The following is a 14,460-nucleotide window of genomic DNA, read 5'->3' as shown; positions in this document are numbered from 1 at the left end:
CTCACTTCTTCAAGAGTGGACATTTGGACTCGGAGACCGGGCGGAAGGCGTCCTCGCCCTTCACGGTCTTGATGATGTCCAGATAGTCCCACGGCTCCTTGGACTGCTCGGGCTTTTTCACCTTGGCGAGATACATGTCGCGGATGACGCGTCCGTCCTCGCGCAACTTGCCGCCATGGACGAATGTATCCTCGATCGGCAGCTCGCGCATCTTGGCCATCACCTTGGCGGACTCGTCGGTTCCGGCGGCCTTGATGGCCTTAAGATAATGCAGCACCGAGCCGTAGACGCCGGTCTGGATCATGGTCGGCATCACCTTGGTGCGTTCGTAGAACTTCTTCGACCAAGCGCGGGTCGCCTCGTCCATGGCCCAGTAGGAGGCCGTGGTCATGTAGGTGCCCTGCGCGGCCTTGAGGCCGATCGCGTGCACGTCGGTGTCGAACATCAACAGGCCGACCAGCTTCTGGCCGCCCTGGACGAGGCCGAATTCGCCGGATTGCTTGATGGCGTTGTCGGTGTCCTGGCCGGCATTGGCGAAGGCGACCACATCGGATTTCGAGCTCTGGGCCTGGAGCGCGAAGGAGGAGAAATCGGCGGTGTTGGTCGGATGCTTGACGCCGCCGAGCACCTTGCCGCCCATCTCGTTGATGAAGCGGGTTGCGTCCCGCTCGAGCTGCTGGCCGAAGGCGTAGTCGGCGGTGATGAAGTACCAGGACTTGCCGCCCTCCTTGATCACGGCGGAGGCCGTCACCTTCGACAGGGCATAGGTGTCGTAAGTGAAGTGCACGGTGTTGGGGCTGCACAGCTCGTCGGTCAGCGAGCTCGCGCCGGGGCCCGAGAGCAGGGCGACCTTGCCCCGCTCGCGCACCATGTTGTGGACGGCGATCGCGATGCCGGAATTGGGAATGTCGACGACGGCATCGACCTTGCCGTTGTCGAACCAGCCGCGCACGATCTGCACGCCGACATCGGTCTTCATCTGGTGGTCGGCGCTGATGATCTCGATCGACTTGCCGAGCACGCTCGGGCCGAATTCCTCCACCGCCATCTTCGCCGCTTCGACCGAGCCCGGTCCGCTATTGTCGCGGCCCCAGCTCGACAGATCCGTCAGCACGCCGATCCGCACCACGTCGTCGGAGACTTGCGCAGTGGCCGCTGTGGTCATGGCAGCTGAAGTCATGGCCGCGAGCATGGCGCAGGCCAGAAGCCCTTTCATTGTGGTTCCCTCTCTTATCGGCCGCTTAGCGCGGCGGGTTGTTCTGACGGCAAATTAGATATTGACGAATGTATTTGTCAATGGCGAATAAAGCGCAGGGCTGGGTTCCATGACGGCCGCGACGACTCAGCGGAGATGTGCCCGCAACTGTCACCACCCGTCATTGCGAGCGCAGCGAAGCAATCCAGAATCCCTCCGTGGACGCAGTCTGGATTGCTTCGTCGCAAGGGCTCCTCGCAATGACGGTTGTCGAAGCAGCGGTACCCGACACTCTCGTGTCCCGGACGCGATGCAACGCCCCTTAGCGTTGCAGCGCAGAGCCGGGACCCATACGACACGGATTGCGCGAGGCCGCATGGGCCCCGGCTCTGCAGCGCATCACTTCGTGCTGCGCAGCGTCCGGGGCACAAGAGCAATCGAATGCGCGGGCAGGTTGCAAGCGTCGGCGCGATTATTCATGATGCCGTCCGGAATCTTTGGGGGCAGGGCATGCCGGCAGCAACGGGGCTCTCCGCTTCGGCGGAGAAATCGACGACGGCGCATGTGGTGTGGGCGAGCGCGCTCGGCACCGCGATCGAATGGTACGACTTCCTGATCTACGGCACCGCCGCGGCGCTCGTCTTCAACAAGCTGTTCTTCCCGAGCTTCGATCCCTTCGTCGGCACGCTCGTGGCGTTCTCGACCTATGCGGTCGGCTTTGTGGCGCGGCCGATCGGCGGCGCAATCATCGGGCATTACGGCGACCGGCTCGGCCGCAAGACCATGCTGGTCGCGACCATGATCGCGATGGGGCTCGGCACCTTCCTGATCGGCTGCCTGCCGACCTACAGCCAGATCGGCGTCTGGGCGCCGATCCTGCTGGTCTGCCTGCGCTTCGTCCAGGGCATCGGCCTCGGGGGCGAATGGAGCGGCGCGGTGGTGATGGTGATCGAGCACGCCGGCAATCGCCGCGGCTTTTACGGCAGCCTGGTGCAGGTCGGCTTTCCCGTCGGCGTCGCCGCCTCGACCGGCATCTTCGGCCTGATGACGAAACTGCCCGAGGCCGACTTCCTGAGCTGGGGCTGGCGCGTGCCGTTCCTGATCAGCATTCTGCTCGTCGGCATCGGATTCATCGTGCGGCTCAAGCTGGCGGAAACGCCGCATTTCAAGGAGGTGGTCGAGCGCAAGGAGGTGCTGGCGCAGCCGGTCCTCGAGGTGCTGCGCCGCGACTGGCGCAGCTTTCTGCTGGCGATCGGCATCACCGTATCGGAGGTCGGGCTCGCTTATCTCCTCACCGTCTTCACCGTGGTCTACGCCACGACGAAGCTCGGACTGCCGCGGCAGGTGATCCTCGATGCGGTCGTCTGTGCCGCCATCGTCGAGTTCGCGACGCTGCCGCTCGCCGGCTGGCTCTCCGACCTCTTCGGCCGCAAGGCGCTGTATCTCGCCGGCGGCGTGTTCTCGGTGGCGCTGGCGTTCCCGCTGTTCTGGTTCCTCGACACCAGGGAGCCGGCGCTGATCACCCTGGCGCTCGTCGTCACCATGACGCTGACCCATGCGCTGCTGTTCGGGCCAAAGGCCGCGTTCATGCCGGAGCTGTTCCGCACCCAGGTGCGCTACAGCGGCGCCTCGCTCGGCGCCAACGTCGCGGCGGCATTGAGCGGCGGCTTCTCGCCGTTGATTGCGGCCGCGCTGCTGGCATGGGCCGGCTCGTACTGGGCGGTGTCGGTCTACATCGTCGCGCTGTCGATCGTCACGATCATCGCAACGCTGATGGCACCGGAGACGGCGCGCGAGTCACTGAGGTCCTGAGCGTCGCGACAAGCAGGCGGGATTTGCCGCGTTCGGAATCACCAGGAAGGTGATGGTCGCTGGCGCAAGCCGGATTGCTCCCGCCGGTGTTGCCTGCGCCTCGAGCCTGGGCAGCATGCCATCGGCAGTCAGCGTGAGCGTCTTGCCGTTCAACTGCACGGTCGGGCCCTGGAGCCGCACCGCGTGCAGTGTGTACCGCTCGGCAGAATCCGAGAGCGTCAGCGGGTGCGCTGTGCTGCGCGAGGCGTTGATGGCGAGCAGCGACACCGCGCCCGCCATGGCCGGGTGGCAATGCGCGTAGAGATGAAGATCAGACGAAGCGGCCTTGCCTGCGTCGAGCACGATCGTTCCCATCAGCCCGCGCCAGAGCAGCGCAGCCCAGTAACTCGGCCGCGGCCGGAACGTTGCTTCGTCGAGCAGACCGTAATCGCTGGCGGCCAGCGTATTGTGCATCACCACCTGGACGCCGGCCTTCGCCAGGCGTCCGAGCTGGTCGAGATAGCGGAAGGTGTCGAGAAAGGTCTGGTCCCATCGGCCGCCGCCGCAGGCCGCATCAGCCGTCTCGGTCAGCCAGATCGGCTTGCCCGGTTCGAAGGCGTCGCGCAGGGCTTGGTAGATCTTGAGTGTCGCATCCGTGCGCGCCAGCCATTCCTCTGAGAGCGCCTGCGCCGGATCATCGTGCCCGCCGCAGCGTGGCGAGATCGTGTTGTAGTGATGATAGGAGAAGCGATCGACGCCGGGTCCGGATGCGGCGAGCAGGTCGCGCGTTGTGATGGCCGCGCCGGATGGTGATGGTGCGTCGCCGGCCGAGCCTGGGCCGAGGATCAGCGTCTCCGGCGCGGCGCGTCGCATCCAGTCGCGGAAGACCTTGAAGTCGCGGCCATAGGCGGTCGCGTCATAGCCGGCCGGTGCACCGTTGGTCGCTGCGAGCGTCGGCTCGTTCATGAATTCTGCGGCGGCGATACGGCCGCCCAGCGCGCGCGTGGTGTCGATCAGCTGCTGCGCCTGGTCCGGCTTCCATATGCCGTCGGCATCGCGGTTGCCGGGACTGATCGCAAAGGAGGTGACGATCTCTGCATCGACCGCACGTGCGAACTCGACGACGCCGCGCCACTGCGTGCGGCTGAGCACGGAGTTGAACCCCGGTGGCGGCTTTCCTGGCGCCTCGGCAAAGAACGTTGCATTGGCCCAGGTTCCGCTGACGCGCAGATAGGCCGGCGACAAGGCGGCCGCGAGCAGGCGCAGGCGTGCATTGGCCAGATCGATCGGCGGTCTTGCGCTGTAACGATCCAGCTGGTCGAAGCCTCGTGCCGTTCGCGGATAGGGCTTCCAGAACCTTCCGCCGGTCACCTCCACCATCTCGATGTTGTAGGACTGAAAGCGCGTATCGATCGTTGCGACCGCCTTCAACTGCGCTGCCGCGACGGTGCTGTCGTCGGCGCGCGCCGCGCACAACGTTGCGGCCGCGAGCAGCGCAATCGTCATCGCCCCTGCTGCTGCGCAAGTGGTCCTGCGCGTTCGGGAGCCTTGTCGATCATGCATGATATTCATGCCCGCTGCGGGTCCACATGCATAAGGCCCCCCGGCCCTTGCCTAAATCGACATTTCTATCTTCCTTTGCCGTCGCCGCCGAGAGCTTCCGGGGCATCCGCGCCGGGGCGCCTGGAGAACCCGTTGCGAGGGCCTGTTGGGACGAGCCCGACAGCCGACGATCAACGCGGGTAGGGCGAAAAAATTTCTGGCAGCCCCCTTGAAATCGATATCCGTTTTTCTAAGTCGTCTTTCGCCGCGAGAGCGGTGTGCCGGATGCCAGAATCGGGTCCGGCACGGGCGCCGGGCTGGTCTTTTCGGACCCGTCTGAAACCCCCGCCTTGCGCTCCTTCGTATCCATCTTGCTCTTTGGAGGACTTGGTTATGAGGACCAATTTTGATTTCGCGCCTTTGTGGCGCTCCACCATCGGCTTCGACCACCTGGCCGACCTCGTCGACAGCACGCTGCGCCAGGCGACCGAGGACAACTATCCCCCCTACAACATCGAGCGTTCCGGTGAAGACCACTACCGGATCAGCCTTGCCGTGGCGGGGTTCGGCGTTAACGACATCGCGGTGACGGCCGAACAGAACGCGCTCACCATCGAGGGCAAGAAGCCCGAGACTGCTGCGCGCGAATACCTGTACCAGGGCATTGCCGCCCGCCCCTTCAGGCGCGTGTTCAATCTCGCCGACTATGTTCAGGTGAAGCAGGCCTCGTTCCAGGACGGGCTCCTGATCATCGACCTCGTCCGCGAGGTTCCGGAAGCCATGAAGCCGCGCCGGATCGAGATCGCGAGCTGCACATCTCCTACGTCGCAGATCGAGCAGCAGAAAGCAGCTTAGGCTCGTCCAAAGCGTTGTCTTGGAGCGTGGACGGCATGTGGCCTCCGCGCTCCTGAGACCGTTGAATGAAGGAGAACACCATGGCTATTCGCGATCTTATTCCCTGGTCGAGAAACCAGGAACTTGTGCAGTTGCGCGGCAACTACGATCCGTTCATGACGCTGCATCGCGAGATGAACCGTCTGTTCGACGATATGTTCCGGGGCTTTGGCGGACCCGGCCTGTCGCCGCTCATGGAGGGGCGCTTCGGCTGGCCCAAGATCGAGCTCAGCGACACCGACAAGACGCTGACGATCTCAGCGGAACTGCCCGGGATGACGGAGAAAGACGTCCAGATCGAAATCGCCAGGGGCGTCCTGACGATCCGCGGCGAGAAGAAGGATGAGCGCAAGCACGAAGGCAAATACTTCACTGAGCGCTACTACGGCGCCTTCGAGCGGCAGATTCCGCTTGAGGACGTCGATGAAGACAAGGCAGAGGCATCGTTTAAGGACGGGGTCCTGACCGTATCGCTGCCGAAGTCGGAGAAGGCACGCGAAGGCGTCAAGCGCATCGCAATCAATACGCATTAGCAACCACGGGCGGCGGCGGTGGGCGCCGCCGTCCATCATCAACAAACCCGTCCCTTGGAAAGGAGCATGAGGGGAGGCACGACCGATGACCAACGTGAATACCAATGCCGGCACTCTCAACCCGCTGTTTCATCCCGCTGCCCATTACGACTCACCTGCCGACGTCCTGAATGCTGAGGAGCTCTCCACACCGGAGAAACGGATCATCCTCTCGTCCTGGGCGTCCGACATATACGCGGTCGAATCCTGTCCCGCTCTGCGCGAGATGCCGGGCACGAGCCAGACCGTCCGACTCGCCGATATTCTGACGGCGTTGCGCCAGCTCGACGGCGACAATGACAATGACGACCCGCCGCGCGGCGGCGGCGTCCCGATGCGGCTGCGGCGGCCCTGGGCCGCCGCGGAGCGGCGAGCAGCATGATGCTCACGCACACCGTTCTGGCGCTCGTGCTGCTTGGCCAAGCCTCGGCGACCTTGGCCGTTCCGTTTCTGGCCATGACCGGTCTCATCGCTGCGCCGCGTGACTGAAGCCACAAAGCTCTTCCATGCAATCCCGGGCGAAGCGGCAGGTGACGAAGATGAATGCTGTGCGTTTGCTTTCTCTGGCGTTGCTGGTGCTGGCGCTCACGGCGTCGCAGCCGGCCACTGGCCAAATCCCAGATCTGAAGACGAGTGGGTCGGTGCCGACCCTGGCGCCGCTGGTGCGCCAGGTAACGCCGGCCGTCGTCAACATCTCCGTGCATGGACGCGTGCGCGAGGATAATCCGCTCTATTGCGACCCGCTCTTCCGCGAATTCTTCGACGTCCCCATGCAGATCGAGAAGGAGGTCAACGCGACCGCTCCGGGGTCATCGTCGATGCCAGCGCGGCTACGTACTGACCAACAATCACGTGGTCGAAGGTACCTCCGCCGTTCAGACCAAGGACGGCCGGCAGTTTTCCGCCAAAGTCATCGGGCCGTGATCCGCCGACGGATGTCGCGGTGCTCCAGATCCAGAACCCGGCCGGGCTCAAGGCGCTTTCCTTCGGCGACAGCGACGCGCTCGAAGTCGGGGATTTCGTGCTTGCGATCGGCAACCAGTCGCCGCGCCGATCAGTGTTGCTGGCATACCAGATATCGATTATCAGCCAGATCGGCGCGCATGACGCCGCCCAAGAAGGCGAAGGGAGCACCTGAGATGAAGAGGACCTCACCCACGCGACGCGATCTGCTCGCAACCGCCGCGGTCGTGACCGCGGCCACCATGGCGGACGTCGCACCGGCCGCCGCGCAAGCCGGGCCCAAGCCGATCTTCCCGGTGTCGATGGTGATGATCCCGATCGTCGGCGAGACCCAAGTGTTCCAGGTGCGCCGCATCTACTGCATCGGGCGCAATTACGCGGCGCATGCGATCGAGCGCGGCTCGGATCCAAACCGCGAGCCGCCGTTCTTCTTCCAGAAGCCGACCGATGCGATCCAGAACGTCGCGGTCGGCGAGGTCGCCGATCATCCCTATCCGTCGCTGACCAAGAACTATCATCATGAGGTCGAACTGGTCGCGGCGCTGAAATCCGGCGGCACCAACATTCCCGTCGAGAAGGCGCTCGACCATGTCTACGGCTATGCGCTCGGTCTCGACATGACCCGGCGCGATCTCCAGAACGGCATGGCCGCGGAGAAGAAGCCCTGGGAGATCGGCAAGAGCTTTGATCATGCTGCCGTGCTCGGTCCGATTCATCCGGCAAGCAAGACCGGCCATTTCGAGAAGGGTGCGATCTCGCTGGCGGTGAACGGCACCGTCCGGCAGAACTCCGATCTCAGCAAGATGATCTGGAGCGTCGCCGAGCAGATCGCAAAGCTGTCGGAAGCGTTCGAGCTGAAGGCCGGCGACATCATCTATTCCGGCACGCCGGAGAATGTCGGCCCGGTGGTGAAGGGCGACGTGCTCGTGTGCAAGCTCGAGGGCCTGCCGGACATGTCGATCAAGATCGTGTAGCAGTTGCGCTGACTGGCCGGCTTGCAACCCCGGTTGAGGGTGCAAGCTGGGAACGGCGAGTTCCATGGTCGATTGCCCCTTGTTGGCCGGCAAGCGACTTCGTACGGCCATATTTGAGCAGGAGTGATCTCCCGCGAGGGAGGCACTCCGATGAACAAGGCTCTGATCACCGCCATTGCAATGCTGGCTTGCGTGCCCGCGAGCGCAGTTGCGCAGGAGCGCGCGGGCGATGCAGCGCTCGGCGCCTTATCCGGTGCGGTCGTGCTAGGCCCGGTCGGAGCCGTCGCGGGAGCTTTGGTCGGCTACACCGCCGGACCTTCGATCGCCCGATCCTGGGGCATGAGAGGTTCGCAGTCGGCAAGGCACCGCCAGCCGCCGCGTCGCGCGGCCGCGACCCGCGTCCCACCGCCCGCGCGCGAGGCGATGGCTGCCAACGGCCAGATGAGAGCTGCCGGCAATCCGACGCCGCCGGTTCAAGCCGCGCCCGCCGTGCCGCCGCAAACCTCGACGCCGCCCGTTCAGGGATTCGACTGAGGCCGATCGATAGTCCGCGCAATCAGCGCGGCTTGGCGCACGATCATGGCGAGGCTTGCGTCCTGATCTAGGCTTGGCCGAGGATCTTCTTCGCGGCGCGAAGATGCGGCTTGTCGATCATCTGGCCGTCGAGCCGCAGCGTGCCGGAATTGGGATTGCTCGCGAACGCGGCGATCACCCTCGTAGCCCATGTGCGCTCGGCGTCGGTCGGCTCGAAGGCCGCGTTGACGATATCGACATGCTTGGGATGGATCAGGGCCTTGGCCGAAAAACCGTCGCGCCGTGCCGCGCGCGTTTCGGCTTCGAGGCCGGCGAGATTGTCGATGTCGGTATAGACGGTATCGATCGGTGCGACCTCGGCCGCCGCCGCCGCCATCAGGCAGAGATCGCGCGCGAGCCGATAGGGGCTGTGGAACACGCCGCCCGAGGCTTTCTCGGTGGCGCCGAGCGAGGCCGAGAGGTCTTCCGCGCCCCACATCAGGCCGGCGAGGCGCGGGGAGCATCCCTTGTAGCTGCCGAGGCCGAAGATCGAGCCCGCGGTCTCGGTCGCGACGCAGACGATACGCGTCGTGCCGACCCTGATGCCAGACGCCGCCTCGAACGCTTCGAGCCAAGTTGCCACCTGCCGCACATCGTCGCCGCCTTGCGATTTCGGCAGCACGATGCCGTCGGGCTTGCCGGGCATCACCGCCGCGAGGTCGGCGAGCGTCATGCCGGTGTCGAGCGCGTTGACGCGGACATAGAGCTGGTGCGGGCCGCGAGAGCCCTTCAGCATCGCCAGCGTCAACCCGCGCGCTTCGTCCTTCTTCTCGATGACGACGGAGTCCTCGAGATCGATGATCAGCGCGTCGGCCTTGCCTTCGCTCGCCTTCTCGAATTTGCGCGGGGAATCACCCGGCACGAACAGCATCGAACGCATCAGACTGGCCTCTTGTGCATCATCGCCATGCGCCGGCATTTGCCGACGACCTCGTCGTTCTGGTTAAGAGCGTGGTGCTCGAACTCGACGATGCCCGCCCTGGGGCGCGATTTCGATTCCCGCAACGAAAGCACCTTCGTCGTTGCCCGTAACGTATCGCCATGGAAGACAGGCTTTGGAAAAGTGACGTCGGTCATGCCGAGATTGGCAACGGTAGTCCCCAGGGTCGTATCATAGACTGTCATGCCGATCATGATGCCGAGGGTGTAAAGGCTGTTGAAAATGCGCTGGCCGAATTCGGTCTTTTCGGAGAAATGCGCGTCGATGTGCAGCGGCTGGGGGTTGAGTGTCAGCAGGCTGAACATGGTGTTGTCCATCTCCGTGACGGTCCGGGTCAGCGGATGCCTGAACTCCTGGCCCACGGAAAAATCCTCGTAATAAAGTCCGGCCATCGCGGTTTCCCTCCCTGCGAAATAACAGCGCGCTCGCACAGTCGCGCCGCATGACCCTATGCATGGTACACACAGTTGGCAGACAAATTCACGTATCTGTATTCAGTTTTTCCAGCTAAAGAACGCAACCGAGGGAACGTCCGGCGCAGCAATCGGCCATGGCCTTTTGGGTGGGGCACGCGAAGAGAAGAGAGATTGCGCGCGGTCGCGGCTGCCACGGTCATTTTCCAACTCGCCTCAAGATCGGGCCCGTGAGTCGCCGCTGCTCCCAATAAGGAGATCAAGAACATGGATTTCGCGCTCACCGATCAGCAGGAAGCCATTCGCGACGCCATCGCCAAGATCTGCGAAGGCTTTCCCGACGCCTATTGGCTGAAGAAGGACCATGACGGCGGCTTCCCGCACGACTTCCACAAGGCGCTGGCCGATGCCGGCTGGCTCGGCATCTGCGTGCCGGAGGAGTATGGCGGCTCCGGGCTCGGCATCACGGAAGCCGCGATCATGATGCGCACCATCGCGGAGTCCGGCGCCGGCATGTCCGGTGCGTCGGCCGTGCATATCAACGTATTCGGGCTCAATCCGGTGGTCGTATTCGGCACCGAGGAGCAGCGCAGGCGCATGCTGCCGCCGATGGTCGAGGGCCGCGAGAAAGCCTGCTTCGCTGTCACCGAGCCCAACACCGGCCTCAACACCACGCAGCTCAAGACCCGCGCGGTCGCCAAGAACGACCGCTACATCGTCAACGGTCAGAAGGTGTGGATCTCGACCGCGCAGGTCGCGCACAAGATCCTGCTGCTGGCGCGCACCACGCCGCTGGAAGAGGTGCGCTCGCCGACCCACGGCCTCAGCCTGTTCTACACCGATTTCGACCGCAACAGGATCAAGGTGCACGAGATCGAGAAGATGGGCCGCAAGATCGTCGATTCCAACGAGCTGTTCTTCGAGGACTTTGAAATTCCGATGGAGGATCGGATCGGCGAGGAAGGCAAAGGCTTCCAGTACATCCTCGAAGGCATGAACCCGGAGCGTATCCTGATCGCGGCGGAGGCCGTGGGGCTCGGCAAGCTCGCGCTGTCGCGCGCGACCGAGTACGCCAAGACGCGCGTGGTGTTCAACCGCCCGATCGGCAAGAACCAGGGCATCCAGCATCCGCTGGCGGTGAACTGGGTCGAGCTCGAGGCGGCCTGGCTGATGGTGATGTCGGCGGCCTGGCAATACGACAAGGGCATGCCCTGCGGCGCCGCAGCCAATGCGGCAAAGTATCTCGCCGGCGAAGCCGGTTTCTCGGCCTGCGAGCAGGCCGTGATGACCCATGGCGGCTTTGGCTACGCCAAGGAATTCCACGTCGAGCGGTACCTGCGCGAGATCCTGATCCCGCGCATCGCGCCGGTCAGCCCGCAGCTCGCTCTCAGCTTCATCGCGGAAAAGGTGCTGGGGCTCGCGAAGTCCTACTGAACGAGTCTTGTGGCGCAACCAAACAGGCTGGCCTATTCGGCGGCGATCCGTTCCATGGCCATGCCACGAAGCCTGGCGCGCTGGATCTTGACGCCATTGGCACTGTCGGTGACGGGAAAGGCGTCCACGACATAGATCCGCGCCGGCACCTTGTAGCCGGCGAGCCGCTCGCGCAGATGGGCAGTCAGCGCGTCCTGTCGCGGTGGCTCTCCAGCCGGGATCACGAAGGCGACGCAGCGTGCCTGACCCCTAAGATCGACCGCAACGACCTGAGCGTCGGCCACCCCAGCGCACGATTTGAGCTCGTCTTCGATTTCGCCGGGCGCGACCAGGTAGCCGCCGAGCCGCATCGCATCGCCTGCGCGCGTCTCGTAGACGAAGGAGCCATCGCCGCGCAGGTGGCCGATGTCGCCGGTGCGGAAGAACCCGTCGGCGGTGATCGCTTCGCGCGTCGCCTCGAGATTGTTGAAGTAGCCGAGGAAGCGCGACGGCGCGCTGATCTCGATCTCGCCGGAAACGCCGCTGTCCGCAAGCTCGCCGGTCTCGACATCGCGGACGCGGACTTTCGCGTCCGGCGACATCGGCCAGCCGCCGCCTTCGATGCGGTTGGCGAAGGCATCGCTGCCGCGGCCGATCGAGAACAGCGCCTGCACCTCGCTCGACCCGTAGAGGCCGAACAGCGACATGCCGCGCGCCTCGGCCTCCGCGGCCAGCTCGCGCCAGCCGGGCTGGAACGCGGCGAAGCCGCAGATTTCGAGATGCGGAAACGGACGTGGTGCATCGGTGAGCGCGAGGATGCGGCGGAACATCTCGTCCGAGCCGAAGGAGTGCGTGATCCTGCACGCGCTGAGGATCTTCGCCGCCGGCGCCGCTTCGAAGGCGTCGAGCACATGAATGGTCGCGCCCGCTGCGATGAAACCGAGCAGGCTCGTCATGCCAAACGTGCCGCAGAACGGCAGCATCGCTAGCAGCGAATGGCGCTGTGGATCAAGCTTGAGTGCCTTGCCAACGGAAGCGGCGTGCGTTGCCAGCGTCCGCTGCGAATGGGCGACGAGCTTCGGGCCCTTGGTCGTGCCCGATGTCGTGTAGAGCAGTACCGGCAGGTCGATGTCGTCCTGAGCCGGCGGGGCGGGCGGATAGGGCCGCTCGAAGGCATCGAACCGCACACAAGGCCAGTGCGCCGGGATGGCATCCGCGCCGACCACCGCGAGCTGTCGCAGTGCGGGCACCTCGTCCTTGGCGATATCGGCGAGAATGGCGGCAAAGTCGATCGAGCGGAACGCGGCTTCGAGCACCATCAGCTTGGCACCGGACACCCGAAGCAGATGCGCGACTTCCGCGCCGCGATAGCGCGTATTGACGGCGGCAACGACCGCGCCCAGGCGGGCGGCGGCGAACAACAGTGCGAGCCATTCGATCCGGTTGACCAGCCAGACCGCGACGACGTCGCCCCTGCCGATTCCGTGCGCGGCGAGCCAGGCGGCGGTCTGCTCGATCCTTTCTGAGAACTCTGCGGGCGTGACCGGCGTGCCGTCGAACACGAAGACGGGACTGGCGGCCTCGGTCCGGATCAGCGATTGCAGCGAAAATCTGTCGGTCAGCATGGCAATCGGAGTAACCCGATCGCGCGAAGCTGTCTACTTGGTGCCGAACATCCGGTCGCCGGCATCGCCCAGGCCCGGCACGATGTAGCCGTGGTCGTTGAGCCGCTCGTCGATCGCGGCGGTCCAGACCGGCACGTCGGGATGCTCGCTCTGGAACTTCGCGATGCCCTCGGGCGCGGCCAAGAGGCAGACGAAGCGGATGTCGCGGGCGCCGCGCGCCTTGAGCAGGGACGCGCCGGCGCAGGCCGAATTGCCGGTGGCCAGCATCGGATCCATCAGGATCACGGTGCGATCGGACAGATCCTGCGGCGCCTTGAAGTAATATTCCACGGCCTGCAACGTCTCGGGGTCGCGGTAGAGCCCGATATGGGCGATGCGCGCCGAGGGCATCAGCGCCAGCATGCCGTCGAGGAAGCCGACGCCCGCGCGCAGAATCGGCGCCAGCGTGAGCTTCTTGCCGGCGATCTTCGGCGCCTGCATCGGCGCGATCGGCGTCTCGATCTCGGCCAGCTCCAGCGGCAGGTCACGCGTCACCTCGTAGCAGAGCAGCATCCCGATCTCGTTCAGGATCTCGCGAAAGCTCTTGGTCGAGCGGTCCTTCTCCCGCATCAAGGAGAGCTTGTGCTGGACCAGGGGGTGGGCGACGACATTGACGCTGCTTGTGCTCATGAAACCGCTCTACACGGTTCCGTGAAATTGCGCCAGATCGGGCAGGCCCTTTCTGCGGGATAGCTGGCCTCAACCGGGCATTGCGGCTGCGCTGCGCGCGCGGTTGCTCGCTTCAAAGGCAGCCATGGTCAGCTCGCGTGCAGTTGCCGCGCGCGGCGGCGCGACCCTAAACGCCCAGGCCCCGTGCTGCCAGCGCGATCACGAGCGTCAGCACGGCGCCCCAGATCATGCTCAGCGTCATCGTCAAGACGATAACGGTGACCACCCGCTCCAGATTTCGCCTGCCGGTCTGCATGCGGGTTTAACCGACATTGTCGCAGCCGATCGGCTCGTAGAGCGGATCGCGGACCGGACGAACAGAGGGAACGCTCGGCCGGGCTGCCTCCGCGGTCCGCACCTGCACCTCGGCAAAGGCCGACATCAGAGAGAGCGCAAGGTCGGCATGGCGGGCCTCGACCGCCGAGTCCAGCCAGTCCGGCAGTTCGCGTTGGCGCGACAGGGCGCAATGCCACTCCCCATCGTCATAGGCGATACGGCGGACTTGCCAAAGCGGCAGCTCGAGCTCCATCAATGTGAGCGCGGCATCGGCCCAAGCCTCGACGTCGATCAGGCTCATGACGCGCGCGGTGCCTGCGCTTTGCCTGAGCGAGGGGAAGCGTCGGCACGCCGTATCGATGATCTCGATCATCAACGGCCGAGTCACTGCACTCGCGGCGCGAATGCGTTCACCCAGCAAGAGCAGATCACGGCGTTCGAGAGCGGCGGTCACTTAGACCTCGTGGACATCTGCGTCGGTCAGTCGGCCGGCGTGTCCAAGATGGCTGGAACGGCATTTGAAAACGAGGTGAGAAAGGGGCTGAAGATATAAGGATTTCATAAAGGCGCGGATGCGCTTG

15 protein-coding genes and 1 pseudogene are annotated in these 14,460 nt (G+C 64.6%); 8 read left to right on the top strand and 8 right to left on the bottom strand.

The genetic code is table 11. From position 1 onward, the window contains the following. Position 1 precedes the first annotated feature (1 nt). Positions 2-1,216 carry an ABC transporter substrate-binding protein gene (locus ACNJX8_RS35275; RefSeq protein WP_439358461.1) on the bottom strand — a complete coding sequence of 405 codons (1,215 nt, stop codon included), beginning with the start codon at positions 1,214-1,216 and terminating at the stop codon, positions 2-4. A gap of 489 nt (positions 1,217-1,705) precedes the next feature. Here ACNJX8_RS35275 and ACNJX8_RS35270 point away from each other — a divergent pair, with 489 nt between their 5' ends. Further along, a complete protein-coding gene (locus ACNJX8_RS35270) occupies positions 1,706-3,007 on the top strand; it encodes an MFS transporter (protein ID WP_439358460.1) in 1,302 nt (433 codons plus the stop codon). Here the strand turns inward: ACNJX8_RS35270 and ACNJX8_RS35265 are convergent. After that, on the bottom strand, positions 2,993-4,492 hold the full coding sequence (locus ACNJX8_RS35265) for a hypothetical protein (protein ID WP_439358459.1): 1,500 nt from the start codon (positions 4,490-4,492) through the stop codon (positions 2,993-2,995). The two genes, ACNJX8_RS35270 and ACNJX8_RS35265, sit on opposite strands and share 15 nt — an antisense overlap. Before the next feature lie 429 nt (positions 4,493-4,921). Here ACNJX8_RS35265 and ACNJX8_RS35260 point away from each other — a divergent pair, with 429 nt between their 5' ends. The 6 genes and pseudogenes from ACNJX8_RS35260 to ACNJX8_RS35235 all read left to right on the top strand — a co-directional run bounded on the left by ACNJX8_RS35260 (position 4,922) and on the right by ACNJX8_RS35235 (position 8,465). Continuing rightward, the gene (locus tag ACNJX8_RS35260) at positions 4,922-5,383 is read left to right on the top strand and encodes an Hsp20 family protein (protein WP_091879751.1); all 462 of its coding nucleotides are present in this window, start codon (positions 4,922-4,924) and stop codon (positions 5,381-5,383) included. Positions 5,384-5,463: 80 nt separating this feature from the next. Next, positions 5,464-5,955, top strand: a complete 492-nt coding sequence (locus ACNJX8_RS35255; protein ID WP_128936190.1) for an Hsp20/alpha crystallin family protein — start codon at positions 5,464-5,466, stop codon at positions 5,953-5,955. 85 nt (positions 5,956-6,040) lie between these two features. Beyond that, positions 6,041-6,376 (top strand): hypothetical protein, encoded by a 336-nt coding sequence (locus ACNJX8_RS35250; RefSeq protein WP_128937901.1) that lies wholly within the window; start codon positions 6,041-6,043, stop codon positions 6,374-6,376. Positions 6,377-6,533: 157 nt separating this feature from the next. Beyond that, positions 6,534-7,093 (top strand): annotated as a pseudogene (locus tag ACNJX8_RS35245) (trypsin-like peptidase domain-containing protein); the annotation flags it as partial. A 40-nt stretch (positions 7,094-7,133) separates the two neighbouring features. Next, a complete protein-coding gene (locus ACNJX8_RS35240; RefSeq protein WP_439358458.1) occupies positions 7,134-7,931 on the top strand; it encodes a fumarylacetoacetate hydrolase family protein in 798 nt (265 codons plus the stop codon). 150 nt (positions 7,932-8,081) lie between these two features. Then, a complete protein-coding gene (locus ACNJX8_RS35235) occupies positions 8,082-8,465 on the top strand; it encodes a hypothetical protein (protein WP_439358457.1) in 384 nt (127 codons plus the stop codon). Positions 8,466-8,532: 67 nt separating this feature from the next. Here ACNJX8_RS35235 and ACNJX8_RS35230 read toward each other — a convergent pair whose 3' ends face one another. Both ACNJX8_RS35230 and ACNJX8_RS35225 read right to left on the bottom strand, forming a co-directional pair. Continuing rightward, on the bottom strand, positions 8,533-9,384 hold the full coding sequence (locus tag ACNJX8_RS35230; RefSeq protein ID WP_439358456.1) for an HpcH/HpaI aldolase/citrate lyase family protein: 852 nt from the start codon (positions 9,382-9,384) through the stop codon (positions 8,533-8,535). Beyond that, positions 9,384-9,836: a MaoC family dehydratase gene (locus ACNJX8_RS35225; RefSeq protein ID WP_128937897.1), complete on the bottom strand. Its 453-nt coding sequence runs from the start codon at positions 9,834-9,836 to the stop codon at positions 9,384-9,386. The genes ACNJX8_RS35230 and ACNJX8_RS35225 overlap by 1 nt, the downstream gene beginning before the upstream one ends. A gap of 288 nt (positions 9,837-10,124) precedes the next feature. Between ACNJX8_RS35225 and ACNJX8_RS35220 the strand changes: the two genes are divergently transcribed. Next, the gene (locus ACNJX8_RS35220; RefSeq protein ID WP_439358455.1) at positions 10,125-11,291 is read left to right on the top strand and encodes an acyl-CoA dehydrogenase family protein; all 1,167 of its coding nucleotides are present in this window, start codon (positions 10,125-10,127) and stop codon (positions 11,289-11,291) included. Between the two features lie 32 nt (positions 11,292-11,323). Here the strand turns inward: ACNJX8_RS35220 and ACNJX8_RS35215 are convergent, their stop codons facing one another. From ACNJX8_RS35215 to ACNJX8_RS35200, 4 genes are all read right to left on the bottom strand, one after another. Next, a complete protein-coding gene (locus tag ACNJX8_RS35215; protein WP_439358454.1) occupies positions 11,324-12,895 on the bottom strand; it encodes an AMP-binding protein in 1,572 nt (523 codons plus the stop codon). 33 nt (positions 12,896-12,928) lie between these two features. Then, positions 12,929-13,564, bottom strand: a complete 636-nt coding sequence (gene upp / locus ACNJX8_RS35210; RefSeq protein WP_439358453.1) for a uracil phosphoribosyltransferase — start codon at positions 13,562-13,564, stop codon at positions 12,929-12,931. Positions 13,565-13,730: 166 nt separating this feature from the next. Continuing rightward, positions 13,731-13,859 (bottom strand): hypothetical protein, encoded by a 129-nt coding sequence (locus ACNJX8_RS35205; protein WP_256477640.1) that lies wholly within the window; start codon positions 13,857-13,859, stop codon positions 13,731-13,733. Positions 13,860-13,865: 6 nt separating this feature from the next. Then, entirely contained in the window at positions 13,866-14,333 is a 468-nt protein-coding gene (locus ACNJX8_RS35200; protein ID WP_439358452.1) for a hypothetical protein, read from the bottom strand. Between the last annotated feature and the right edge of the window lie 127 nt (positions 14,334-14,460).

Source organism: Bradyrhizobium sp. SPXBL-04 (assembly GCF_051853035.1).
Lineage (GTDB): Bacteria > Pseudomonadota > Alphaproteobacteria > Rhizobiales > Xanthobacteraceae > Bradyrhizobium > Bradyrhizobium zhanjiangense.
The sequence above is the reverse complement of the archived record's forward strand: the minus strand, read 5'-3'. Positions and strand labels throughout refer to the sequence as shown.

Excerpts from the sequence above, each read along its gene's own strand:
- ACNJX8_RS35255 (WP_128936190.1), top strand. The coding sequence starts at position 5,464 with ATGGCTATTCGCGATCTTATTCCCTGGTCGAGAAACCAGGAACTTGTG.
- ACNJX8_RS35225 (WP_128937897.1), bottom strand. The coding sequence starts at position 9,836 with ATGGCCGGACTTTATTACGAGGATTTTTCCGTGGGCCAGGAGTTCAGG.
- ACNJX8_RS35230 (WP_439358456.1), bottom strand. The coding sequence starts at position 9,384 with ATGCGTTCGATGCTGTTCGTGCCGGGTGATTCCCCGCGCAAATTCGAG.
- ACNJX8_RS35205 (WP_256477640.1), bottom strand. The coding sequence starts at position 13,859 with ATGCAGACCGGCAGGCGAAATCTGGAGCGGGTGGTCACCGTTATCGTC.
- ACNJX8_RS35250 (WP_128937901.1), top strand. The coding sequence starts at position 6,041 with ATGACCAACGTGAATACCAATGCCGGCACTCTCAACCCGCTGTTTCAT.
- ACNJX8_RS35240 (WP_439358458.1), top strand. The coding sequence starts at position 7,134 with ATGAAGAGGACCTCACCCACGCGACGCGATCTGCTCGCAACCGCCGCG.
- ACNJX8_RS35270 (WP_439358460.1), top strand. The coding sequence starts at position 1,706 with ATGCCGGCAGCAACGGGGCTCTCCGCTTCGGCGGAGAAATCGACGACG.
- ACNJX8_RS35220 (WP_439358455.1), top strand. The coding sequence starts at position 10,125 with ATGGATTTCGCGCTCACCGATCAGCAGGAAGCCATTCGCGACGCCATC.
- ACNJX8_RS35265 (WP_439358459.1), bottom strand. The coding sequence starts at position 4,492 with ATGACGATTGCGCTGCTCGCGGCCGCAACGTTGTGCGCGGCGCGCGCC.
- upp (WP_439358453.1), bottom strand. The coding sequence starts at position 13,564 with ATGAGCACAAGCAGCGTCAATGTCGTCGCCCACCCCCTGGTCCAGCAC.
- ACNJX8_RS35260 (WP_091879751.1), top strand. The coding sequence starts at position 4,922 with ATGAGGACCAATTTTGATTTCGCGCCTTTGTGGCGCTCCACCATCGGC.
- ACNJX8_RS35275 (WP_439358461.1), bottom strand. The coding sequence starts at position 1,216 with ATGAAAGGGCTTCTGGCCTGCGCCATGCTCGCGGCCATGACTTCAGCT.
- ACNJX8_RS35235 (WP_439358457.1), top strand. The coding sequence starts at position 8,082 with ATGAACAAGGCTCTGATCACCGCCATTGCAATGCTGGCTTGCGTGCCC.
- ACNJX8_RS35215 (WP_439358454.1), bottom strand. The coding sequence starts at position 12,895 with ATGCTGACCGACAGATTTTCGCTGCAATCGCTGATCCGGACCGAGGCC.